22 protein-coding genes are annotated in these 20,700 nt (G+C 63.7%); 18 read left to right on the top strand and 4 right to left on the bottom strand.

All coding sequences use genetic code 11. The annotated features are described in order from the left end of the window. Positions 1–78: 78 nt before the first annotated feature. The 4 genes from ESZ53_RS14355 to ESZ53_RS10505 all read left to right on the top strand — a co-directional run bounded on the left by ESZ53_RS14355 (position 79) and on the right by ESZ53_RS10505 (position 2,664). A complete protein-coding gene (locus ESZ53_RS14355; protein ID WP_168187230.1) occupies positions 79–366 on the top strand; it encodes a DUF3892 domain-containing protein in 288 nt (95 codons plus the stop codon). A gap of 24 nt (positions 367–390) precedes the next feature. Next, positions 391–915: a hypothetical protein gene (locus tag ESZ53_RS10515; protein WP_129072782.1), complete on the top strand. Its 525-nt coding sequence runs from the start codon at positions 391–393 to the stop codon at positions 913–915. A gap of 48 nt (positions 916–963) precedes the next feature. Next, on the top strand, positions 964–2,019 hold the full coding sequence (locus ESZ53_RS10510; RefSeq protein WP_129072781.1) for a TM2 domain-containing protein: 1,056 nt from the start codon (positions 964–966) through the stop codon (positions 2,017–2,019). 120 nt (positions 2,020–2,139) lie between these two features. After that, positions 2,140–2,664 (top strand): hypothetical protein, encoded by a 525-nt coding sequence (locus ESZ53_RS10505; RefSeq protein WP_129072780.1) that lies wholly within the window; start codon positions 2,140–2,142, stop codon positions 2,662–2,664. Positions 2,665–2,670: 6 nt separating this feature from the next. Here the strand turns inward: ESZ53_RS10505 and ESZ53_RS10500 are convergent, their stop codons facing one another. Continuing rightward, the gene (locus tag ESZ53_RS10500; protein WP_129072779.1) at positions 2,671–3,060 is read right to left on the bottom strand and encodes a VOC family protein; all 390 of its coding nucleotides are present in this window, start codon (positions 3,058–3,060) and stop codon (positions 2,671–2,673) included. Between the two features lie 20 nt (positions 3,061–3,080). Further along, positions 3,081–4,268, bottom strand: coding sequence for a low temperature requirement protein A (locus ESZ53_RS10495; RefSeq protein ID WP_129072778.1), 1,188 nt, complete (start codon positions 4,266–4,268; stop codon positions 3,081–3,083). A gap of 139 nt (positions 4,269–4,407) precedes the next feature. On the opposite strand from ESZ53_RS10495, the gene ESZ53_RS10490 reads away from it, so the two are divergent. Further along, positions 4,408–5,670: an MFS transporter gene (locus ESZ53_RS10490; RefSeq protein WP_246837295.1), complete on the top strand. Its 1,263-nt coding sequence runs from the start codon at positions 4,408–4,410 to the stop codon at positions 5,668–5,670. Continuing rightward, positions 5,667–6,107 carry a nitroreductase family deazaflavin-dependent oxidoreductase gene (locus ESZ53_RS10485; protein ID WP_129072776.1) on the top strand — a complete coding sequence of 147 codons (441 nt, stop codon included), beginning with the start codon at positions 5,667–5,669 and terminating at the stop codon, positions 6,105–6,107. The genes ESZ53_RS10490 and ESZ53_RS10485 overlap by 4 nt, the downstream gene beginning before the upstream one ends. A 206-nt stretch (positions 6,108–6,313) precedes the next feature. Here ESZ53_RS10485 and ddaH read toward each other — a convergent pair whose 3' ends face one another. After that, positions 6,314–7,150, bottom strand: coding sequence for a dimethylargininase (gene ddaH / locus ESZ53_RS10480; RefSeq protein ID WP_129072775.1), 837 nt, complete (start codon positions 7,148–7,150; stop codon positions 6,314–6,316). Between the two features lie 103 nt (positions 7,151–7,253). Here ddaH and ESZ53_RS10475 point away from each other — a divergent pair, with 103 nt between their 5' ends. The 12 genes from ESZ53_RS10475 (at position 7,254) to ESZ53_RS10420 (ending at position 19,370) form a co-directional block, all read left to right on the top strand. Then, a complete protein-coding gene (locus ESZ53_RS10475) occupies positions 7,254–7,691 on the top strand; it encodes an Lrp/AsnC family transcriptional regulator (protein WP_129072774.1) in 438 nt (145 codons plus the stop codon). A gap of 205 nt (positions 7,692–7,896) precedes the next feature. Next, the gene (locus ESZ53_RS10470) at positions 7,897–9,114 is read left to right on the top strand and encodes an ABC transporter ATP-binding protein (protein ID WP_129073588.1); all 1,218 of its coding nucleotides are present in this window, start codon (positions 7,897–7,899) and stop codon (positions 9,112–9,114) included. Positions 9,115–9,126: 12 nt separating this feature from the next. Next, the gene (locus ESZ53_RS10465; RefSeq protein ID WP_129072773.1) at positions 9,127–10,308 is read left to right on the top strand and encodes a spermidine/putrescine ABC transporter substrate-binding protein; all 1,182 of its coding nucleotides are present in this window, start codon (positions 9,127–9,129) and stop codon (positions 10,306–10,308) included. A 23-nt stretch (positions 10,309–10,331) separates the two neighbouring features. Further along, positions 10,332–11,282 (top strand): ABC transporter permease, encoded by a 951-nt coding sequence (locus ESZ53_RS10460; RefSeq protein ID WP_371683533.1) that lies wholly within the window; start codon positions 10,332–10,334, stop codon positions 11,280–11,282. Further along, positions 11,279–12,121 (top strand): ABC transporter permease, encoded by an 843-nt coding sequence (locus tag ESZ53_RS10455; protein ID WP_129072772.1) that lies wholly within the window; start codon positions 11,279–11,281, stop codon positions 12,119–12,121. Before ESZ53_RS10460 ends, ESZ53_RS10455 begins: the two co-directional genes overlap by 4 nt. A 56-nt stretch (positions 12,122–12,177) precedes the next feature. Continuing rightward, complete coding sequence (locus ESZ53_RS10450; protein WP_129072771.1) at positions 12,178–13,839, top strand: amidohydrolase; 1,662 nt, start codon at positions 12,178–12,180, stop codon at positions 13,837–13,839. 33 nt (positions 13,840–13,872) lie between these two features. Beyond that, positions 13,873–15,300, top strand: a complete 1,428-nt coding sequence (locus tag ESZ53_RS10445; protein ID WP_129072770.1) for an FAD-binding oxidoreductase — start codon at positions 13,873–13,875, stop codon at positions 15,298–15,300. Positions 15,301–15,390: 90 nt separating this feature from the next. Continuing rightward, positions 15,391–16,029 carry a TetR/AcrR family transcriptional regulator gene (locus tag ESZ53_RS10440; protein WP_129072769.1) on the top strand — a complete coding sequence of 213 codons (639 nt, stop codon included), beginning with the start codon at positions 15,391–15,393 and terminating at the stop codon, positions 16,027–16,029. Continuing rightward, entirely contained in the window at positions 16,029–16,736 is a 708-nt protein-coding gene (locus tag ESZ53_RS10435; RefSeq protein ID WP_246837294.1) for a hypothetical protein, read from the top strand. Before ESZ53_RS10440 ends, ESZ53_RS10435 begins: the two co-directional genes overlap by 1 nt. Continuing rightward, a complete protein-coding gene (locus tag ESZ53_RS10430; protein WP_129072768.1) occupies positions 16,733–18,592 on the top strand; it encodes a YhgE/Pip domain-containing protein in 1,860 nt (619 codons plus the stop codon). The genes ESZ53_RS10435 and ESZ53_RS10430 overlap by 4 nt, the downstream gene beginning before the upstream one ends. Before the next feature lie 4 nt (positions 18,593–18,596). After that, the gene (locus ESZ53_RS10425) at positions 18,597–18,953 is read left to right on the top strand and encodes a cupin domain-containing protein (protein WP_129072767.1); all 357 of its coding nucleotides are present in this window, start codon (positions 18,597–18,599) and stop codon (positions 18,951–18,953) included. Positions 18,954–19,007: 54 nt separating this feature from the next. Beyond that, positions 19,008–19,370 (top strand): hypothetical protein, encoded by a 363-nt coding sequence (locus tag ESZ53_RS10420; protein ID WP_129072766.1) that lies wholly within the window; start codon positions 19,008–19,010, stop codon positions 19,368–19,370. 57 nt (positions 19,371–19,427) lie between these two features. On the opposite strand, the gene ESZ53_RS10415 is transcribed toward ESZ53_RS10420, so the two are convergent. Beyond that, positions 19,428–20,621: an MFS transporter gene (locus ESZ53_RS10415; RefSeq protein ID WP_129072765.1), complete on the bottom strand. Its 1,194-nt coding sequence runs from the start codon at positions 20,619–20,621 to the stop codon at positions 19,428–19,430. Between the last annotated feature and the right edge of the window lie 79 nt (positions 20,622–20,700).

Below are 20,700 nucleotides of genomic sequence, written 5' to 3'. Positions count from 1 at the left end.
CCGCTTGCAGGTTCAGCAAGTCCGCCACGATTCCTTATGTCACGGCACGAGGCCCTGGCAACAACCCGAGGAGCCACCGTGCTGTACATCCGACAGGCCCGCGTTCAAGCGCCGGGCACCACCAATCTGCACATCACCGACGTCAAGTACTCGACGACGATCACCGGGCCCCTCGTCAGTGTGAGCCGGGACGTAATCGCCGCCGTCATCGACGCCGGCGGGCACGACTTCCGCACCCGCAACGACGTCACCGGCGCTGAAGCCACTGTCGTCACCCGCGCCGGAGCCAGCGGCTCCACGTACATCACGACCATCGCCGACAACCGCGAAACCAACAACCTGCTCGAACTACCCCGGTTCGTTTAGGCCCCACCCACAAGGAGACAAACCATGAGCATCGATCCGACGAACGCCCCGGCTGAAACATCGGCAGAAGCCACCACCGCTGGCCAGTCACCCGCCGCCCCCGCATCCTCGAATCGGGCAGTAGCTTTCGGGGGCGTTGGCCTCGGAATCGGCCTCGTACTCGGACTCGTCATCGGCCTCGCTGTGATTCCCGCCGTCGGGAGCGTCGCCGGGAGCGTCGCCGGCGGAGTCGTTGACGCTGCACAACCGAGCCCCATCATCGCCGCCACGGAAACCTGCGGAGTAGAGGACAGTCTCTACATCGTCGTCGGCGACGATGGCGCGAGCCTGTCGATGGACAGCACCGGCGAGGAGTCGAAGGGTGCCCCCTACTCCGACATCCTCTGCGTGCTCGACGAACTCGATACCCCCGACAGCGTGCTGAACCGCATCAACAGCACCCGCGCCCTCGACGGTCGACAGTCCGCCGATTGGGGCAACTTCTCCGCCTCCTGGGGTTACCACCCCAATAGCGGCGCCAACATCATCATCGACTTCACGCGCGACTAACCAGTCGCGCAACCACCCCATCATCCGCACCACCATCGAAGGAGCATCATGACCACTGATACACAGCACCCCACCGCAGAAACCCCACCACCCGCACCCGTTGCCCCGGCCGTGCCGGACGTCGCAGCTGCCCCAGAATCCGAGAAGTCGTTTCTCGTCACCTTCGTTCTCTCGCTGCTGCTCGGCTTCATTGCCGTCGACCGCTTCTACCTCGGCAAGGTCGGCACCGGCATCCTGAAGCTCATCACCTTTGGTGGGTTCGGCATCTGGTACCTGATCGATCTCATCCTCGTGCTCACCGGAGCCCAGAAAGACAAACAGGGCCTCATCCTTGCCGGGTACGCCCAACACAAGAAGATCGCGTGGATCGTGATGGGTGCCATCATCGTGCTCTCGCTCATCAGCAGTGCGCTCAGTGGTGGCAGCGACGACGCTCCCGCCGTCGATGCGCCAAGCACGAGCACCGAACAATCAGCGGGCACAGAACCCGACGTTGAGCCTGCCGCCGAAGAGCCCGTCGCCGAAGAACCCGCCGAAGAGACAAATACCGCTCAGAGCTGGGCGGATGACAGCTTCGGCACGTTCGACACCATCACCGAATCTGGTGCTGGCGATAATCTGATCACCTTGCCCGCCGGTGTCAGTGCCGCGATGGTGACGGCGACCCACGACGGCGGAATGAACTTCGTGGTCAACGCCCTCGATGCCGACAACGAACCCACCGGCGACCTGCTCGTCAACACCATCGGGTCCTACACGGGCACCACCGTCTACGGCTTCAACGCGTTCACGGATGCAACCTCACTGCAGATCACCGCTGACGGAAACTGGACTATTACCGTCGCGCCGCTCTCTACCGCTCCCGCCCTTGCGGCATCCGGAACTGGCGACGGAGTCTTTCTCTTCGATGGCTCAGCCGGAAAGCTCACCGCCACCCACGACGGAACCATGAACTTCATCGTGCAAGAAGAAACCGACAAGGCGTTCTCGCTCGGGCTGCTCATCAACGACATCGGCGACTACTCCGGCACCGTGCCGCTCAGCTCAGGGCCCTCCGTGATCAGCGTGCGGGCCGACGGCAGCTGGACTCTCGCCGCCGAATAGCTCGCCACAACTAACGCCAGAGGGGTGAGGCCACACGGCCTCACCCCTCTCTGACTCTCGCGCGATGTCAGACGCCTGAGAAATAATCCATTTATCCGCCTCGCCCACGAAAGGGAAACAATGAACCCGCTCGGTGAACTAGTTCGCGAACGCTGGAGAGCACTCGCCCCCACCAATTTCGCCACACTCGAGAACCAAGAAGAGTTCTTCTCCGAACTCGGCAAGGCACTTCAGGCAGAAGTGAAACAAGCGCTCAGGCACACGGACGCGCTGACCACCCAGACAGGCGATGAAGCCGCTCGTGCCGGGCACTACGCCGCGCTGCAGCGTCAAGCCGAAGAAATTGCGCTGGATGGAGTTCCCTGGCCCGCAGACGAATTGGCCTCTACCCGAGAGGAATGGGATTCGACTAGCCCCCACGATGACCATGTCGTGGAATGGGCTTGGGAGAATATGGGCGAGTTGGTCTTCCAAGACGAACTCGAAGATCTCCACGCGAAGTGGCTGCTGCCGATCGAATTTCTCGAACGACTAGCGGCAGCCCCGAACCCCCAAGGTTTCTGGGACGCCAACCCGCAGGTCGTCGAAGCCTGCCGTGCGGCCCGCTGGAAACGGGACATTGCCGCCGAGCGACGCGAGAGCTAAACCGGGCTACGCCGCAATAACCGAAAGCACGTTGCCAGCGGGATCCTTGAACCACGCAATCTCAGACCCGTGCCCGCGCATGATGCCCTTCGCGTCAGTGCCCATGCCGCCCATAAGGTCGCCGTCGCTGTAGATCTTGGTGACCACGCCACGCTCGTTGAGCGCATCGACGGCAGCTTCGACGTCCTCGACTGCAAAGTTCAGGATGGTGAAGCTCGCCGGTTCGTGGTTCTCTTTCGGGTAAATGGTCACCTCGGCTCCGCCAGGCAGCGTGAGGCGCAGCGTGCCCATCCCGCCATCGGCGACCGCGAGGCCGAGGCTGTCGCGGTAGAAGGCCGCAGCGGCATCGAGATCGTTGACACTGAATCCAGAAAATGCGTTCTTCGGAGCAAACATCGTGCACCACTCCTTCTTCGTTAACCCTGCTTGGCCTTAAGCTTCGCGGCGCGCATCCGCCCCGTCAACAGCGCAACCGCGAGCAGAATTATCGAGACCGCAGCAATAGCCACGGCCACCCCAATAGTGCCAATGGCGGATGCCGTGAACGGCAACGCCAGCATCACGAGCACCGCAACGACTGTCGCCGATCGCGGAATCGACACCCGCTCCACCATGGGCGCGTGCAGCAGCCACAGCAGCAGAATGAAGAGCGCGACAGGCAATGCCAGAGAGTAGCCGACCACGAGCTCGCTCGACTCGAGGTCCGTCGTGACCGAACGCACCGACACTTCGATGCCGGTTCCGACGGCGGCGAGCGCCGCGAACAGGAAGTAGTGGCCGTAGTTCCAGTACAGGTAGCGTTCTCGTTTGTTCTCGAGGCCCTCGGCGGCAGGCTCCGAGAAATAGAGCCACCACAGAGCGAAGAGCAGCACGAGTCCTGCCACCGAGGCGACTACGAGCGAGGGCGTCAGCCCCTCTTCGAGCGCCTCCTGCACCGCGAACGTCGACGCCAGAACGCTTTCGCCGAGTACCAGGATGGTGAACTTTCCGTAGCGCTCCGCGATGTGGTGCGGATGCCAGGAGAGTCGTTTCGCACGGTCAGCCCAGAGCGGCACCGCCAGTTCGGCGAGCACGATGATCACGAACGACACCATGGCCAGCTCGGCGGGTAGGAGCAGCCGCAACAACCAGCCAACCTGCACGATCCCGATACCGAGGGCGTAGCGCCCGGCGGTGGCGCGCGTTTCGGGATCATCTTTTACCGCCCGCAGCAAGGTCGCGATCAGCCCGATTCGCAAAATCAAGTACCCCACAGTGACGGCCGCAAAGTTGCCGCTGTCAAAGGCCATGGGAACTCCGGCGGCGAGAACGAGGATGCCACCCATCTGCAGCATCGTGAACAGACGGTAAGGAACGTCATCCGTGTCGTAGGCCGACGCCAGCCAGGTGAACTGGTTCCACGCCCACCAGATGGAGAAGAAGACCATAAGGAATGGCGCGATAGCTTCGAAAGCGTGCCCCACTTCGACGGCGTGCGTCAGCTGCCGCACCACCGAGGCGACCGCGACCACGAAGGTCAGGTCGAAGAGCAGTTCAAGTGGAGTCGTTTTGCGGTGAGGCTCATCAATATCCCGAGCCACTACCCGCGAGCGCAGTGCGTTCATGCAACAACTTTACGCACCCGCAGCCCCACGCGCCTGAATTTCAGCACGCCAGAGGCGAGTACGATTTTGGCTAGGCGTTGCGGCAGAAGCAGCAACGTCACGCGCTAGCCCGACGGTGGCTTCGAAGGGTTGAGTGGTTGTGGTTTCCTCTGACGTAAACGTGGTTCAGACGGGTCGTCGTTCTCCAGCACGGTGGTTGCCGTGGGCGAGCGTCGTCGCTGCCGCGGGCGTGATCTCGGTGATGACCGCTCCGGGCCAAACCGCCGGCATTTCCGTCTTCACCGACCCTCTCATTTCTGAGCTCGACGTCTCCCGCACCGGCATCTCCGTCAGCTACTTCTTTGGCACGCTCGCCGGCGCCTCGGCTCAACCCTTCATCGGCCGCGCGCTTGACCGCTTCGGCGCCCGGTACGTCACCATCGTCATCGGCGCCCTCTTTGCGAGCGTGCTGCTTGCCCTCAGTTTCGTGGACGGCATCGCCGGATTGACCGCTGGCTTTGTCGGCGTGCGGATGCTCGGCCAGGGCGCCCTCAGCCTCGCCGCCACCACGGCCGTCGCCCGCGCCATCACCCATCGCCGCGGGCTCGCGCTGGGCATCACCGCCGCGATCGGATCGGCCGGAATCTCTCTCGCGCCCGTCGGCCTCGAACGGCTCATCTCCGCCGTCGGCATCCACGCCGCCTGGCGCTGGGAAGCCGCGATTGTGCTCGCCGTTGTCGTGCCTCTCGCGTTCATCTTGCCGAAGCGCAGCCGGGCTGTTGCCAGCGACGACGATCTCTCGACGGCGCAGATCGTCATCCAGAAGGAATCGTGGATGCTCGGCGAAGCAGCCCGCACCGGCATGTTCTGGGTCATCGCCGCTTCCCTCGCTGTCTCGGGCATGCTGAGCACCGCCCTCGCGTTCCACCAGATTGCGATCCTTGGCGAGCGCGGCCTGACCCCGTTCGAAGCGGCCGCAAACTTTCTGCCACAAACCATCACCGGCATTGCCGCGACACTGGTCGTCGGGGCGTTCGTCGACCGCGTGAGCCCCAAACTCTTCGTGATCTTCTCGATGCTCACGCTCGCCGGTTCACTGCTGATGCTCTCCGTCGTCGGGCCCAACGGCACCGCCGTGCTCTACGGGCTCGTGCTCGGCGCTGCCGGCGGCACTCTGCGCGGGATGGAGGCGGCCGCCTACGTGCGCTACTACGGCACCGCTCACATTGGCTCCATTCGCGGCGTCACGACCGCCATTGCTCTGGGCTCGACGGCCCTCGGCCCCATCGCGCTCTCGCTCGCCGTCGACGCCAGCGGCAACTTCACCGAGCCAGCGTTCTGGTTCGCGAGCCTCCCCCTCACCGTCGCGGTGCTCGCGCTCTTCGTGCGTCCGCCGCAGCGTCGCGCGACAATAGAGGCATGAGTACCAGCAACCGCCTCAGCGACCTCGGCATGAAACTGATGAACGGCGTGCACCGCACGATCCTCGCCGTCTCCGGCGGTCGCCTCGGCTGGAACCTTGGGGGCATGCCCTCGCTGGAGCTTCACACGACAGGCCGAGTGTCGGGCATCCGCCGCTCCACGCTGCTGACGGCACCGGTGCATGGCGACGGCCGCTGGGTCATTGTGGCGTCCAAGGGCGGCGACGACCGCGATCCCCTCTGGTATCGCAACCTGCAGGCCGCTCCGGATGCTGAGCTCACCATTCGCGGTCGCACCTTCCCCGTGCGCACTCACACCGCCAGCCCCGCCGAGAAAGCGGAACTGTGGCCGCGAATCGTGGCCGCCAACGCCCGCTACGCTGGCTACCAGGCCAAGACCACGCGCGACATCCCCGTCGTTATTTGCGAAGAGCGCTAACGCGCGGCCCACGCGACGCGCTGCCGCGCTGCCCCTCTGCCCCGCAAGGCTCAACACCCCTCGGCCGCTGGCCGCTGGCCGCTGGCCGCTGGCCGCTAGAGAAAACACGAATGGCCCGCGTTCGAGTCGCAGGCCATTCGTTCTGTTCAGTGCGCCAAGCGCAGTCCGACGCGTCTCGCGCCGAAGTTTGAGGTACCGTGCCGCGCTTAGCGGCGAAGTTCCAAGGTGCAGCACTTCACGCCGCCACCACCGAGCAGGAGCTCGGAGAGGTCGACGCCGATGGGGTTGTAGCCGCGTTCTTTGAGTTGACGCTCGAAGTCTTTCGCGCGTGAGGCGATGACAACGTTGTAGCCGTCGCTGTAGGAGTTGAGTCCGAGCACTGCCGCATCCTCTTCACTAGCGAGGATGGCGTCGGGATACAGCGCACGGAGTTTTTCGAGCGAGGGCTCGTCGAAGGCGCTCTCGAGGTAGGCGATGTTGGTTTCGTCGAGCTTCGCGATGGCGGTGTCGACGTGGTAGAAACTCGGGTTGATGAGGTTGAGCGACACAACGTTGCGGCCCGAGATCTCGGCAAGCTCGCGGTGGCTTTCAATGGAAGTGCGGAAGCCCATGCCGGCCAGGATGTTGTCGCCGACGAGGAGGAAGTCTCCTTCACCCTCGTTAACGTTCTGGGGGGAGGCGACCTCGAGGCCGTTGGCTCCAAACCAGTCCATGTACGCGGGGCCTTCAGCCTTGCGCTCGTCGTAGGTGAAGAGGGCGCCGTACGCCTTGCCATCAATGACAAATCCGCCGTTAGCGGCGTAGACCATGTCGGGCAGACCATCGATGGGGTCGATGAGCTCGACGGTGAAGCCGAGGTCGATGTACGTGTCGTACAGCGTCTGCCATTGCTTCACGGCAAGGCTGGTGTCGGTAGGGTCGTTGGGGTTCATCCACGGATTGATGCTGTAGTTGACCGTAAAGAAGTCGGGACGGCACATCAGCACGGTCTTCGCGGTGGCCTGGCGTGCAGGCATGGTCGATTCGGTGTCAGTGATCGTCATACCCCTAGTGTTCCACGCACCTATCCGCAATGTCTCCGCAATCTGCGCACTATTTACGCGCATACCCTAGCCAGCGCACAACAATCCGCCGTACGCTGAAGAGATGGACAAGCTGGACGCAGGAATCATCGACATGCTCCGCCTCAATGCCCGCGCTGGCTATGGAGATATAGGAGAAGCCGTGGGGCTTTCGGCCTCCGCCGTTAAACGGCGCGTCGATCGGCTGGTGGCCAACGGCACCATCCGCGGCTTCACCGTGCAGGTCGATCCCGCGGTCGATGGCATGGGCACCGAGGCGTACGTTGAGCTCTTTTGTCGCGGCAATGTGGCTCCGCATGAACTCAAGCGAATCCTGAGCGCCATCCCCGAAGTAGTGGATGCCGGAACCGTCAGCGGGTCTGCTGACGCTGTCGTTCATATGCGCTCGCGCGACATCCACTCGCTTGAAATTGCCCTCGAGCGACTGCGCACCGCCACCAACATCGACAACACCCGCAGTTCTATTGTGCTGTCGCGCCTGATCCACCGCCGCTACGAATAGCAACTCCGCCGCGGGCTTCTTGGCGAATTCTTAGATTTGCACCGTGGATTCCCCCAAAAACAACGAAATCCGTTCCGTAACACGAACTTAACCATGCAAACCGTTGCGCTTCCCCCCAATTTCCGCTTGACTACGTGTCACTCGCGAATCAGTTTTCGCGAATTCGGAGGTGCGCAAGAACGTGACGGTTTCAGCCCAGAACACCATGCCCGCAGGCTCAGCCGCGGATCATGCGAACGCCGACGCGGCGAACACCAGTGAACCTGAAGGTTCTGTTGTCATTGAGGGCGTGACCAAGAAGTTCGGTGGCGCCGTTGCTGTCGACAACATCAGCTTGCACGTGCGCCCCGGTGAGTTCCTCTCTCTGCTCGGCCCTTCGGGCTGCGGCAAGACGACAACACTGCGCATGCTCGCCGGCTTTGAAGAGCCCACCTCGGGCAGTATCCGCATTTCTGGGCAGGATGTCGTGGGCATTCCTCCCCACAAGCGCAACGTCAACACGGTGTTCCAGGCCTACGCTCTCTTCCCGCACATGAGTGTTGCCGAGAACGTGGCCTACGGCCTTCGTCAAAAGGGCACGCCCAAGTCAGAGATCCGCCAACGCGTCACAGAGTCGCTCGACCTTGTGCAGATGCACTCGTTCGCCGACCGCAAGCCCACTCAGCTATCGGGTGGCCAGCAGCAGCGCATTGCGCTCGCCCGGGCTCTCATCAATCGCCCCGCCGTTCTTCTTCTCGACGAGCCGCTCGGTGCGCTCGACCGCCAGCTGCGCGAAGAAATGCAGATCGAGCTCAAGCTTCTGCAGTCTCGCCTCGGCATCACCTTCATTTTCGTGACGCACGACCAGGGCGAGGCGCTCTCGATGAGCGACCGCATCGCGATCATGCGCAAGGGTCGCATTGAGCAGCTGGATGACGCTGACTCTATTTACGACTCCCCCGCGAGCGCCTACGTCGCGGGCTTCATCGGCCAGCAGAACTTCATCCCGGGCACGATGACGAACGATCTCAGCGTCATGGAATCCCGATTCGGAGTGCTGCGGTCGATGACCACTCACCCCGAACTCGACGCCGGGGTGGATGCTCAAGCCGCTGTTCGCCCGGAGGCCGTTACGGTCACAGCGACCGCCGGCACCAGCACCGCCGCTCCCACCACCGAAAACCGCATCGCGGGCGAGGTGCTCGGAGTCTCCCACCAGGGTGAGACGCTGCAGTTCTTAGTGTCAATCGGCAACGATCAGACCCTGCTGTCGCGCGTTCCGCGCCCGAACGCGCCGCGACTCGCTATCGGCGACGCTGTCATCTGCACGTGGGATGCGTCGTCCGTTCACCTCTTCCCCAGCGAGCAAGCAACCCAGGCTCAGGCCGACATTGCTCGCGCTGTTTTCAACCCCGCACCACCGACCAGCTCGATCTCGCTTTAAGGGAGCACCCTGATGTCACACGACAATTCCATTCGAATTCTTGCCTCAACCTCGGCAACAAAGATCATGAAGAGCGAGCTGAACCGTCGTCGCTTCCTCGCACTCTCCGGAGCAGCCGCGAGCGCTGCTGCTCTCGCCGCGTGCAGCACCGATGGCGGCACTGACTCGGCGACGCAGGCCACCGGAGGAGACCTTGAAAGTTCGCTCTCGGTCTACAGTTGGGGCGACTATGACGACCCCGATCTGGTCAGCGAGTTCAGCGATGAGCTTGGCCCCACGGTCACCTTCGATGCCTTCAACTCCAACGAAGAGCTCATCTCTAAGCTGGTTGCCGCGCGCGGCACGAGTGGCTACGACATCGTCGTACCGACCGGACCCTTCATCCCGCAGATGATCGAGAACGGCCTGCTCAGCAAGCTGAACCTCGACCTCATCCCGAACATTGCCGACATGGACCCGGCTTTCTTGGCGCGCGATTGGGACCCGAAGAACGAGTACTCGATCTGCAAGGCGTGGGGCACGACGGGCTTCGTCTACGACAAGACCAAGATCACGCGAGAGCTCACCGACTGGGCTGACTTCATCGACGCGGCCCAGAACGAGGCCAGCGGCAAGACGTCCGTTCTTGATGACCCCGCTCCCCTACTCGGCATTTACTACTGGGCCAACGGCATCGACTGGAACACCACCGACGAAGCTGACCTCGCTGCGGCAGAAGAGTTTCTCACCACGCAGCTCGCACCGCACATCTCCGCGTTCGACTCCTACCCCGGCGGCGCCGCCATCCCGCAGGCGCAGCACATGCTCATGCAGTCGTGGAACGGCGACGCCCGCATTGGCATCATGGAGAGCGAAGACCCCGACCGCTGGCAGTGGGTTCTCGGTTCGCCCGACACCGAACTGTGGATGGACAACTGGGCTATCGCCGAGGGCGCACCCAACCCTGAAGCAGCTCACGCCTTCATCAACTACGTGCTCACCCCCGAGGCGTCACTTCGCGAACTCGACTACATCGGTTACCACACCGGTGGTGCAGACATCGAAGAGACCGCTCGTGCCGAGGGCCTCGAAATGCTCGACCTCGTCTTCTTCGACAGCGACCAGGTCGACACGATGCACACGCAAACCATTGGCGACGCGCAACAGCGCATCGTAGAAATCTGGGACAAGACGAAGGCGTCGGCCGGCGCCTAACCCGCGACCATCCGGAATCCACTATGACCACTACCCTCGAGCGCCCCACGGCACCGCCGCGAAAGGCGCCCTCCAAGCGCCCTCGCTGGTTGAAGATGCCCAGCTTTGCCCTCGCCATCCCGGCGTGGGCCTGGCTGTTTGCATTCTTCGTGGCGCCAGTGGCGCTCGTGGTGTGGTTCAGCTTTGGCTACAAGCCGGGCATCTTCGGAACCCACGCCAACGATGTGCTGTCTTTTGACCGCTACGCCGAGGCGCTGTCTCCGACGTTCTTTACGACATTTCAAAACACGCTGTGGGTGGGGGTAGTCGGCACGCTTATCTGCCTGGCCATCTCCATCCCCTTCGCGTATTGGCTCGCGTTCAAAGCGCCCGTCGCCCGTCGCGGCATCCTGCTCGCGATGGTCATGATCCCGTTCTGGACCAACTTCTTGGTTCGCACGATCGGCTGGCAAATCATCCTCGCCCCGAGTGGAATTCTTTCGGATGCTCTGCAATCGATCGGGCTTCTCAACGAGCCCCTCGAAATCCTGTATACCCGCACCGCGGTGCTCATCGGTGTGGTCTACAACTACCTGCCACTGATGATCTTGCCGATGTTTGTGGCCTTCGACCGCGTGTCACTTCCCATGCGCGAAGCAAGCAAGGACCTCGGTGCTGGCCGCTTCTCGACCTTCTTCAACGTCACGTTACCGCTGGCCAAGCCCGGCATCGTCGTCGGCATCCTGCTCGTGTACATCCCGCTCATGGGTGACTACATCACCGCAACGGTTCTGGGCGGAGCCAAGGGAAACATGGCCGGCCAAATGGTTGCCAACCAGTTCCAGACCGCCCAAAACTGGGCTCTCGGTTCAGCAATGGCTGTCGTGCTCGTGCTCACCATTCTCACCACGGTCGGCATCGCCGCGCTCGTAACGTGGCTGGCGGGCTGGCCGCTGCGCGCTAGCCAGAAACTCGTGTTGGGAGACAAGAAATGAAGCGCGTAGCTCTCACCGATATTTCGCTCAAGATCTGGGCAGTCATTGTCTTCGTCTTCCTGTTCATGCCGATCGCCGTCATCATCGCCTACTCCTTCAACGAGGGGCGCCTGCTCGTCTCGTGGGACCAATTCGGTTTCGGCTCGTTCGCAGCAATCGTCACCAAACCCGCGATCACGGATGCCGTGCTGGTGTCGATTCAGACCGGTTTCGTTGCCGCTCTCATCGCTACCGCGCTCGGCACGATGGCGGGTGTTGCGCTTGCTCGTCGCGCCGGCAAGTGGGCCGCTCCGTTTTTGATCCTGCTGGTTCTCGTGACCGTGACACCTGAGATCGTGGATGCTGTCTCCCTCCTGCCCTGGATGGTTTTCCTCGGGCAAGACCTGGGCCTCAGCATCTTCGACAATGGACTCGTTCGCCTTGTCGTTGGCCACTCGCTCTTCGCGACCGCCGTGGTGGCATACATCGTGCGCTCGCGCCTTGTCGGAATCGACGAGAGCTTGGAGGAGGCCGCGGCCGACCTCTACGCGCCCCCATTCAAGCGCTTCACGCAGATCACTCTTCCGCTGGTAATGCCCGCCGTTCTCGCGGGTGGACTTCTCTCGTTCACCCTGAGCCTCGACAACACGATCGTTTCTGCGTTCGTGCAGGTCTCCGGATCAACGCCGTGGCCCGTCTACGTGCTGAGCGCGGTGCGCACCGGACTCCGCCCCGAAATCGCTGCTGTCTCGACGATCATGCTGCTGCTGACGCTCGTGGCGTTGGGGCTTGTGGCCTATGTCTTGCGTCGCGCCGGTGACTCCGCGACCGACATCGCCAAGACCGTCGGTGGCGGCTAAACCGCTCGCGCCTCCTCGCTGCAGCAATTAGTCCTGACCAGAAAGTGTCCGAAACTATGACGTTCGCTGACCTCGTTTTTACCGGCGGCCCCGTCTTCACAGCAACCGGTGAAGAACCCCAGCACGGCAGTGTTGCTGTGCGCGACGGCCGCATCATCGCGCTCAGCAGTGTCGATGCCGACATCCAACCCTTTGTCGGCCCCGAAACCGAGGTCGTCGACCTCGACGGCAAGCTGCTGATTCCCGGTTTTCAGGATGCCCACGTGCACGCTGTGTGGGGCGGGCTCGACCTCATCCGCTGCGATCTCTCGCAGGACTCGACGCGCGATGAGTATGTAGCGCGGCTGAAGAACTATGCCGCGGCGAACCCTGAGCTCGAGTGGATTTTGGGCGGTGGCTGGAACATGTCGGCCTTCCCCGGGGGCACGCCCACGGCATCCGATCTCGACCTGGCTATTGCCGACCGCCCCGCGTTCATCCCGAACCGCGACGGCCACGGCGCGTGGGTGAACTCGCGCGCGCTCGAACTTGCCGGCATTACGGTTGAGACGCCCGACCCCACCGATGGCCGCATCGAACGCGACGCCGACGGCAATCCCACAGGAACGCTGCACGAGGGCGCGATGGCGCTCGTCAACACTCTGCTGCCCGAAACCTCGCCCGAGGACTACACGCGCGCCCTCATGATCGGGCAGGAGTATCTGCACTCGCTCGGCGTGACTTCGTGGCAAGACGCCATCCTCGGTGGTTACGGGGATGCCGGCGATGCCACTCCCGCGTACATGGCCGCGGCTGAATCGGGCGACCTCACGGCTCGCGTGGTCGGAGCCCTGTGGTGGGACCGCACGCGCGGCCCCGAGCAGATTCCCGAACTCGTGATGCGCCGCGAGAAGAACGCTGCCGGCCGCTTCGCCGCAACGAGCGTGAAGATCATGCAAGACGGCGTTGCCGAGAACTTCACCGCCGCCATGCTGGAGCCCTACCTCGACGGCTGCGGTCACCACACTGACAACTCCGGCATCTCCTTCGTGGATGCCGCCCAACTGATCTCGAACGTGACCGAGCTCGATGCGTTGGGCTTCCAAGTGCACTTCCACGCCATCGGCGACCGCGCCGTGCGCGAGTGCCTCGACGCCGTGGAGGCCGCGCGAGCGATCAACGGGCCCAACGACAACCGTCACCACATTGCGCATCTTCAGGTCGTGCATCCGGATGACATTCACCGCTTCGCTGAGATAGGCGTCACCGCCAACCTGCAGTCGTACTGGGCGGCGCTCGAGCCGCAAATGGTCGACCTCACGTTGCCGTTCTTGGGCGACCCGCGCAGCTCGTGGCAGTATCCGTGGGGCGATCTGCACCGCGCGGGAACGCACCTGGCCTCCGGCAGCGACTGGTCGGTGTCGAGCCCAGACCCGATGGCGGCCATCCACGTTGCCGTCAATCGCCTCGCGGCCCCCGGCCACGAAGAGGGCGAGTACGACGCGTTCTTGCCCGAACAAAGCATCGATCTGTTGACCGCCATGACCGCCTATACCGCCGGCAGCGCGTTTACCAACCACCTCGATGAGACGGGCACAATTGAGGTAGGCAAACTTGCCGACCTGGTTGTTCTCGATCGCAATCCCTTCGCGGGAGCCAAAGCCGACATCGGCCGCACCCGCACTGAGCAAACGTTCGTCGAAGGCGAGCGCGTGTACCGCGCGCCCGCGCAACCATAAAGCTCGCCGCCAGGCGAGAGAGGAAAGTGCCCCATGGGCAAAGTAGTGTTCGAAAGAAATGCACCAGCCGCATCCGTCATCAGCCACTCCCTTGAGGGTTCGATGCAGAAGCCGTTCTGGATCGATGACGTCGCCGGAGCCCGCACCTTTAGCGCGCTGAAGTCAGACGTCACCGCCGACCTTGCCATTGTGGGAGGAGGATATCTCGGCCTCTGGACGGCGGTGCTCGCGAAGCAGCGCAACCCCGACGCTCGCGTAGTACTTCTCGAAGCCCGCGAACTCGGCTGGGCCGCCTCGGGCCGCAACGGTGGTTTCTGTGAAGCCAGCCTCACCCACGGTGAAGAAAACGGTCTGAGCCGCTGGCCGACCGAATACGACCAGCTCGAACGCCTCGGCCTGCAGAACCTCGACGAGATCGAAGAGACGGTCAAGTCCTTGAAACTTGATGTCGATTTCGAGCGCACCGGTTCGCTTGACCTCGCGATCGAAGAGCACGAGATCGCGTGGCTCAAAGAGACTACGACCGACGCCGACACCGTCTTTCTCGACGAAGCCGCGACCCGCGCCGAAGTGAACTCGCCCACGTACCTTGCCGCCATCTGGAACAAGCGCATCAACGCGATCATTCACCCCGCCAAGCTCGTTCATGAGCTGGCGCGCATCGCGACCGAACTCGGGGTCGAGATCTTTGAGCACTCGCCTGTGCGGGAGGTCGCAACATCCGGCGGTCCCACGGATGCCGCCATCGTGCACAGCAAGCATGGTCGCGTTCACGCCGCCAAGGTTGCACTCGCGACTAACGCCTTTCCGTCGTTGCTCAAGCGCACGCGCCTGCACACGGTGCCCGTTTACGACTATGTGCTCATGACGGAGCCCTTGAGCCCGGAGCAGCTCGCCTCGATCGGCTGGTCGAACCGCCAAGGTCTTGCCGACATGGCCAATCAGTTCCACTACTACCGCTTGAGCGCCGATAACCGCATTCTGTTCGGCGGATATGACGCCATTTACCACTATGGCCGCAAGGTTCGCGATGAGTATGAGAACCGTCCCGAGAGCTTTGAGAAGCTCGCGAGTCACTTCTTTACGACGTTCCCGCAGCTTGAAGGTCTCAAGTTCAGCCACCGCTGGGCCGGCGCCATTGACGCGTCGACGCAGTTCAGTGCGTTCTTCGGGCTGGCTCGCAAGGGTCGCGTCGCGTACTCGGCCGGCTTCACCGGCTTGGGTGTTGGCGCAACTCGCTTCGCCGCTCAGGTGATGCTCGACAAACTCGACGGTCTCACGACTGAGCGCACCGAGCTCGAGATGGTGAAGAAAATGCCGTTGCCGTTCCCTCCCGAGCCGATCGCGTCAATGGGCGTTCAGGGCACGCGCTGGTCTCTCAATCAGGCCGACCACAATCAGGGTCGCCGCAACGTGATTCTGAAGACGCTGGATGCTCTGGGGCTCGGTTTCGATTCGTAGTCTCTGACGGTGAAGCGGGGGTGTCGTTCGGCACCTGAACGTCACCTGTAATAACTTGCACAGCAGTGTGCAAGTTATTACAGTGAGGGAATGACCACCCCCGCTCCCCGTCGCCCGCGGCAGGATGCCGTCGACAACCGTGCCGGCATCCTGAGCGCCGCCACCGCCGCTATTGCGCACGACCCGCACGCGTCGATCGACACGATCGCCCGCAGTGCCGGCCTCTCGCGCCGCGCCCTCTACGGCCATTTCGCCGACCGCAATACTCTCGTCGGCGAGATCATCGACACCGGCGCCGAACGCTTCAACCGCATCGCCCTGAGCGTTTCTGACACCGCTGCGCCCCTCGCTCTCGCGCGGCTCACCTCGTTGCTCTGGCAAGAGGCCGCCCACGTGCAGGTCGCGGCATCCATTGCCCTCGACGACGCACACCTGGCCTCCACCGGCAAGGCTCTCGCGCCGCTGCGTGCGGCCGTCGCCGCCATTCTGCAGCGCGGCCAAAACGACAACACTCTGCGCACCGATGTGGATGTCGCGACCCTCGCTCGCCTCGTCGAAGAGGCCGCCCGCGCCGCCATCACTCGCGTTGACGCGTCCCTGCCCGAAGCGCGCTCGCTCGCCGTACGCACGACGCTCAGCATGGCCGGGCTGTCGTGGCGCGAAACCGTCGCCCTACTTGAAGAGCATCCCGAGATTCTGGGCGCTCCCGCGTCTGGCGGCGACCGCTGATGCGCGTCGAACTGAGCGGAGTGACGAAAGGTCGCGACGCCGAAGACTTGCCCGCGACATCCACCACCTTTACCAGCGGCAGCGTGACCCTGGCGGTGGCCGAAACCGAGCAGCGCCCCACCGTGCTGGGGCTCATCGCCTCCGGCCGCATGCGCCCCGATTCGGGCAGCGTCACGATCGAGGGAAAGCCCGATGCCCGCGCCCTCCGTCGTCGCGTCGCCCTCGTCGACGCTCCGGGAGTTTCTGATCCGGATGCCGGAGTGCCGCTCGTGGGCGTCGTGGCCGAAGAGTTGATGTTTGCTGGCCGTCGCTCCGACCCGCTCGCCGCGCGCCGCTGGCTGGATGAGCTGGGCCTCCGCCCTCTCGCCTCCACCGCGATCGCTGACATTGAGCCCACGACGCGATTGCGCGTGCTGTGCGAACTCGCGGTGCTGCGACCTCACGTCGAAGCGCTCGTCATCGTGGCGCCTGACCGTCATGGTGGCCAGCCCCTCGACTGGTGGCAACTCTTCGGTGAATTTGCGGAGCGCGGCCTCGCGGTCTTGGCGGTCGCCGGTCGCGCCTCTGAATGGGCCATCACCCACGCCGACGTCATCGAGCGTGCTGAAGCCGCCGAAGCCACGTTGCGTGGCAGCCTCGGAGCATTTGACGAACGTACCGCTGCCTGGGCCCAAAGTGGCGGCGGCGTAGGAGTAGACAACGCATGAAGGTTCCCTCGATGATCGCTGCTGAACTGCGGCGGCTGACGTCCTCCCGCATGGGCGTGCTGGCACTGCTTGCCCTCATGCTCGTGCCGGTGTTGTACGGCGGCGTGTACCTCTGGGCTAATCAAGATCCCTACGGCAGTTTCACCGAAGTGCCGGTCGGCTTGGTCGTCGCTGATGACGGTGTTGCCGCCGACGGAGATGACGCCGCCGTCAATTACGGTGAAGAGGTAGCCAAAGACCTTCTCGCGGGTAACGACTTCGACTGGCACGTGCTCTCCCCCGCCGACGCGCAAACAGCTCTCGCTGAGGGCAACGTCGACTTCACCGTCACTATCCCCAGCGATTTTTCGGATGCTCTGCGCTCGATCGCGGGCACCGATCCGCACCAGGCAGAAATCGATCTCGAAACCAATGACGCCAACAACTACTTGGCGTCCACGATCGGCAAGCAAGCCGTCGAGCAGATTCGGCGCTCGGTAGCGGAACTCGTGGGAGAAGAAGCGGCCGGCACTCTGCTGACGGCTATCTCCGACATCCGCGGTGAACTATCGGATGCCGCTGACGGCGCTAGCCAGCTTCTCGATGGCTCTCGCGATGCCACCTCGGGGGCTGGCGAGCTAGCGGATGGCGCGAGCACGCTGACCTCGGGATTGACCGAGCTGAGCTCCGCCACCGAGAGCCTCGCCAGCGGCGCCGACAAGCTTTCAGCGGGAGCCGCGCAGGTTGCCGACGGCAACACCGTGCTCGCCGGCTACGCCGATCGTGCGGGCACCGCCGCCCAGACCATCGCGGATGCTCTGCCCACCGCTCGCGCCGATCTCATCACCGCGCTCACCGAGCAGGGTCTCGACACGACAGAGATCGAGGACGTGCTTACGGCCCTCGATCCGCTGAGCGATCGCATCGCCGAGGGCAACGGCACCGTTCAGTCCGCCGTCTCGCAGGTTGATGAACTTGCCGCGGGTGCGAACACCCTCGCAAGCAGCGCCGCCACTCTTGCCTCCGGGGCAGAGAAGATTGCGACGGCGACAGACGCTGCAACATCCGGAGCATCGCAGCTCAGCGACGGTGTCAGCACTCTCGAAGGCGGCCTTTCGACCCTTGCCGATGGCACCGCCGAGCTGCGGGATGGCTTGGCGAGCGGCGTCACGGCGCTGCCCGATTCGAGCTCCGAGCTGCGCGCTCTTCAGGCTGAAGCCATCGCCGACCCGGTTGCTGTCGAATCGAGCGCCGTTACGAAGGCGAGCAACTACGGTGCCGGTCTGGCGCCGTTCTTCGCTGCTCTCGCGGGCTGGATCGGCATTTACGCTCTCTTCCTCATCGTGAAGCCTGTCTCCAAGCGTGCCGTCACCGCGCTGCGCTCGCCCATTCGAATTACCCTCGCCGGCTGGCTTACTCCCGCCGTGCTGGGAGCAATTCAGATGGTTGCCCTCTTCGGCGTCCTCGCCATTGCTCTGGGTTTCACGTTCACTCATCCGCTCGGTACGCTCGGCGTGATGGTGGCCGCGAGCTTCACCTATGCCGCGATCATTCTCGCGCTCAACATTTGGTTCGGCTCCGTCGGGCAGTTCCTCGGGCTCGTGCTGATGGTGCTGCAACTCGTCACCGCTGGCGGCACCTTCCCCTGGCAAACCTTGCCCGCGCCGCTGGCCGCCCTGCATCACGTGCTGCCGATGGGGTACGTCGTGGATGCCATGCGTCAGCTCATGTACGGCGGTGACCTTGCCAGGGTCGGCACCGACGCCATCGTGCTCGGCGCGTGGCTCGCTGGTGCACTGATTCTCGCCGCGATCGGAGTGACACGGATGACCCACCGCCGCACCCTGCGCGATCTGCAGCCCAGTCTCATAGGCTGAGCCCATGACCGAACCCGCAGCCCTTCTCACGCCCGCCACGCCCCTTGCGGCGAGCGCCGTTCCCATCACCCACGAAGCCCTCGGGGCCGACGAAGTGGTGGAGGGCACTCCCACCGCGGGCTACGCCGTGCTCGATACCCTCGGCGACAGCGAGATCGGCGTCTGGGAGATGAGCGTGGGCACCGCGACAGACACCGAGGTCGATGAGGTCTTTGTTGTGATTAGCGGGCGCGCCAGCATCCACTTCGCTGCGGATGATCGCACGATCGCTGTCGGCCCCGGTGATGTTGTGCGGCTCACCGAGGGCATGCAGACCACGTGGACCATCACTGAAACCCTGCGCAAGGTCTACATCAGCTAGCGTGCCGACCTAACGGGGGCTGTTGCCGCCGCCCGGGTCGCGTACCGTAGAAGCATGATTACGAAACGGGAAGCTGCGCTTCGCCTCGACATCCCTCTGGAGATGGCCACGAGGCACGGCATTCCGTCGCGGATGTCTGATGCCGAGTTCGAAGAACTTGAATCCAACCCGCCAGCGTGGCTGGTTCAGTCGCGCGCCAACCGCACCGGCAAGCGCCCCGTGTGGATGCAGCTGACCTGCACGGTCTGCGGCTTCACGGAGGCATCGCGCCCCAAGAAGTGGTGGCCGGCGTTCACGTACCTGACGTGCGATTGGCATGACGCCGATGAGCTTCCCGCTCCCGCTGAGGGCGTGTACCGCTCAGAGGTCGACGGCATTGGCAGCCGTTTCGTGGGCATCGTCGACGAAAAGGTTTAACGCGCCGCAACCGCAGCACGCGCCACAACCGCCGCGCTTCCGCTAATCTCCGGCGAGCTAGTTCTTGGGCAGCGGCTTTGCCGCACCTGCCAGCACGAGCGCCACCAGAATCGGCACCCCGATAGCGAGCAGCGCGACCCTGATTCCGACAGCGTCGCCGAGGAACCCCAGCAATGGCGGGCCCGCCAGAAATGCCACATAACCGATAGTGGCAACGACAGAGACTCTGGCCGCAGCGTGCTTGGGGTCGTCAGCGGCAGCCGACATCCCCATGGGGAAAGCGAGTGCAGCGCCGACTCCCCAGAGGGCTACCCCGATCAGAGCGAGCCACAGGGTCGGAGCGAAGACGAAGACGGTGAGTCCGACGGCAGCCGCGACCATGCTGCCCCGTAATACAGGAACGCGACCGAAGGCATCGATCGCCCGGCCACCGAATAAGCGCATGGCGGTCATTGCCAGCACGAAGGTGGCGAACATGAAGGCCCCGTTGGCTTCGGTCACCTCGAGTCCGTCGACAGCGGCCTTGGCAATCCAGTCGTTTCCGGCGCCCTCCGTGAGGGTCGCGCCGAGCACTACAACACCGATCAGTAGGGTGCGGCGGTCGCTCCAGGCGCTGCGCACCTTCGGCGAAGCAACGTCGCTCTCGGGCTGCGCTGGCTCCGGGATGCGCGGCACGAAGTAGCGCGGAAGCCATTGCGTCGCCACCGCTACAACGAGGGCGATGACGAAGAGGTGAGCCGGCAGCCCGACGCCGAGGTTGGCGAGGCCCGCACCGATGATGGCACCGAGGAATGCTCCCCCGCTGAAGGCCGCGTGCAGCTGCGGCATGATGGTGCGCCCCAGTCGATGTTCGACGTCGGCGCCTTCAATGTTGATGGCGACATCCCAGAGCCCAATGCCGATACCAAAAACGAAGAGGGAAATCGCGGTGCCGACGGTGGTCGCAGCGGATAGCGATAGCGCGATTCCTACTCCGGCGAGGGCAGCGAGCAGCCCCCCGGCACGCACTGTGTTGGCGGCGCCGATTCGTTCGGTGATGTAGCCGGCGGTCGGGAGCGCGACGAGAGAACCCACCGCGAGGCACAGCAACAGGCCGCCCATCTGGCCGGGAGTGAGGCCCAGCGTTTCGGTGACCGCCGGGATGCGAGCCGCCCAACTAGCGAACACCAAACCGTTGATTCCAAAGACGACGAAGGTCGCAATCGTGGCAGCGCGAAGGCGAGCCGGAGTAGCGGCGGCGGTGGCGGTCATGCGCTAATTCTCGCAGCAACCCGCCCCTGCTAATTACGGCAACGGCCGCAGCGGGATGTCGGGATTTACAGCGCCGAAG

Source organism: Salinibacterium sp. UTAS2018 (genome assembly GCF_004118935.1).
In the GTDB taxonomy this organism is placed as follows: domain Bacteria; phylum Actinomycetota; class Actinomycetes; order Actinomycetales; family Microbacteriaceae; genus Rhodoglobus.
This window is presented reverse-complemented; position numbering and strand designations above follow the sequence as displayed.

What these genes read in the sequence shown, in the direction of transcription:
- ESZ53_RS10515 (WP_129072782.1), top strand. Translation starts at nt 391, where the DNA reads ATGAGCATCGATCCGACGAACGCCCCGGCTGAAACATCGGCAGAAGCC.
- ESZ53_RS10510 (WP_129072781.1), top strand. Translation starts at nt 964, where the DNA reads ATGACCACTGATACACAGCACCCCACCGCAGAAACCCCACCACCCGCA.
- ESZ53_RS10505 (WP_129072780.1), top strand. Translation starts at nt 2,140, where the DNA reads ATGAACCCGCTCGGTGAACTAGTTCGCGAACGCTGGAGAGCACTCGCC.
- ESZ53_RS10500 (WP_129072779.1), bottom strand. Translation starts at nt 3,060, where the DNA reads ATGTTTGCTCCGAAGAACGCATTTTCTGGATTCAGTGTCAACGATCTC.
- ESZ53_RS10495 (WP_129072778.1), bottom strand. Translation starts at nt 4,268, where the DNA reads ATGAACGCACTGCGCTCGCGGGTAGTGGCTCGGGATATTGATGAGCCT.
- ESZ53_RS10485 (WP_129072776.1), top strand. Translation starts at nt 5,667, where the DNA reads ATGAGTACCAGCAACCGCCTCAGCGACCTCGGCATGAAACTGATGAAC.
- ddaH (WP_129072775.1), bottom strand. Translation starts at nt 7,150, where the DNA reads ATGACGATCACTGACACCGAATCGACCATGCCTGCACGCCAGGCCACC.
- ESZ53_RS10475 (WP_129072774.1), top strand. Translation starts at nt 7,254, where the DNA reads ATGGACAAGCTGGACGCAGGAATCATCGACATGCTCCGCCTCAATGCC.
- ESZ53_RS10470 (WP_129073588.1), top strand. Translation starts at nt 7,897, where the DNA reads ATGCCCGCAGGCTCAGCCGCGGATCATGCGAACGCCGACGCGGCGAAC.
- ESZ53_RS10465 (WP_129072773.1), top strand. Translation starts at nt 9,127, where the DNA reads ATGTCACACGACAATTCCATTCGAATTCTTGCCTCAACCTCGGCAACA.
- ESZ53_RS10460 (WP_371683533.1), top strand. Translation starts at nt 10,332, where the DNA reads ATGACCACTACCCTCGAGCGCCCCACGGCACCGCCGCGAAAGGCGCCC.
- ESZ53_RS10455 (WP_129072772.1), top strand. Translation starts at nt 11,279, where the DNA reads ATGAAGCGCGTAGCTCTCACCGATATTTCGCTCAAGATCTGGGCAGTC.
- ESZ53_RS10450 (WP_129072771.1), top strand. Translation starts at nt 12,178, where the DNA reads ATGACGTTCGCTGACCTCGTTTTTACCGGCGGCCCCGTCTTCACAGCA.
- ESZ53_RS10445 (WP_129072770.1), top strand. Translation starts at nt 13,873, where the DNA reads ATGGGCAAAGTAGTGTTCGAAAGAAATGCACCAGCCGCATCCGTCATC.
- ESZ53_RS10440 (WP_129072769.1), top strand. Translation starts at nt 15,391, where the DNA reads ATGACCACCCCCGCTCCCCGTCGCCCGCGGCAGGATGCCGTCGACAAC.
- ESZ53_RS10435 (WP_246837294.1), top strand. Translation starts at nt 16,029, where the DNA reads ATGCGCGTCGAACTGAGCGGAGTGACGAAAGGTCGCGACGCCGAAGAC.
- ESZ53_RS10430 (WP_129072768.1), top strand. Translation starts at nt 16,733, where the DNA reads ATGAAGGTTCCCTCGATGATCGCTGCTGAACTGCGGCGGCTGACGTCC.
- ESZ53_RS10425 (WP_129072767.1), top strand. Translation starts at nt 18,597, where the DNA reads ATGACCGAACCCGCAGCCCTTCTCACGCCCGCCACGCCCCTTGCGGCG.
- ESZ53_RS10420 (WP_129072766.1), top strand. Translation starts at nt 19,008, where the DNA reads ATGATTACGAAACGGGAAGCTGCGCTTCGCCTCGACATCCCTCTGGAG.
- ESZ53_RS10415 (WP_129072765.1), bottom strand. Translation starts at nt 20,621, where the DNA reads ATGACCGCCACCGCCGCCGCTACTCCGGCTCGCCTTCGCGCTGCCACG.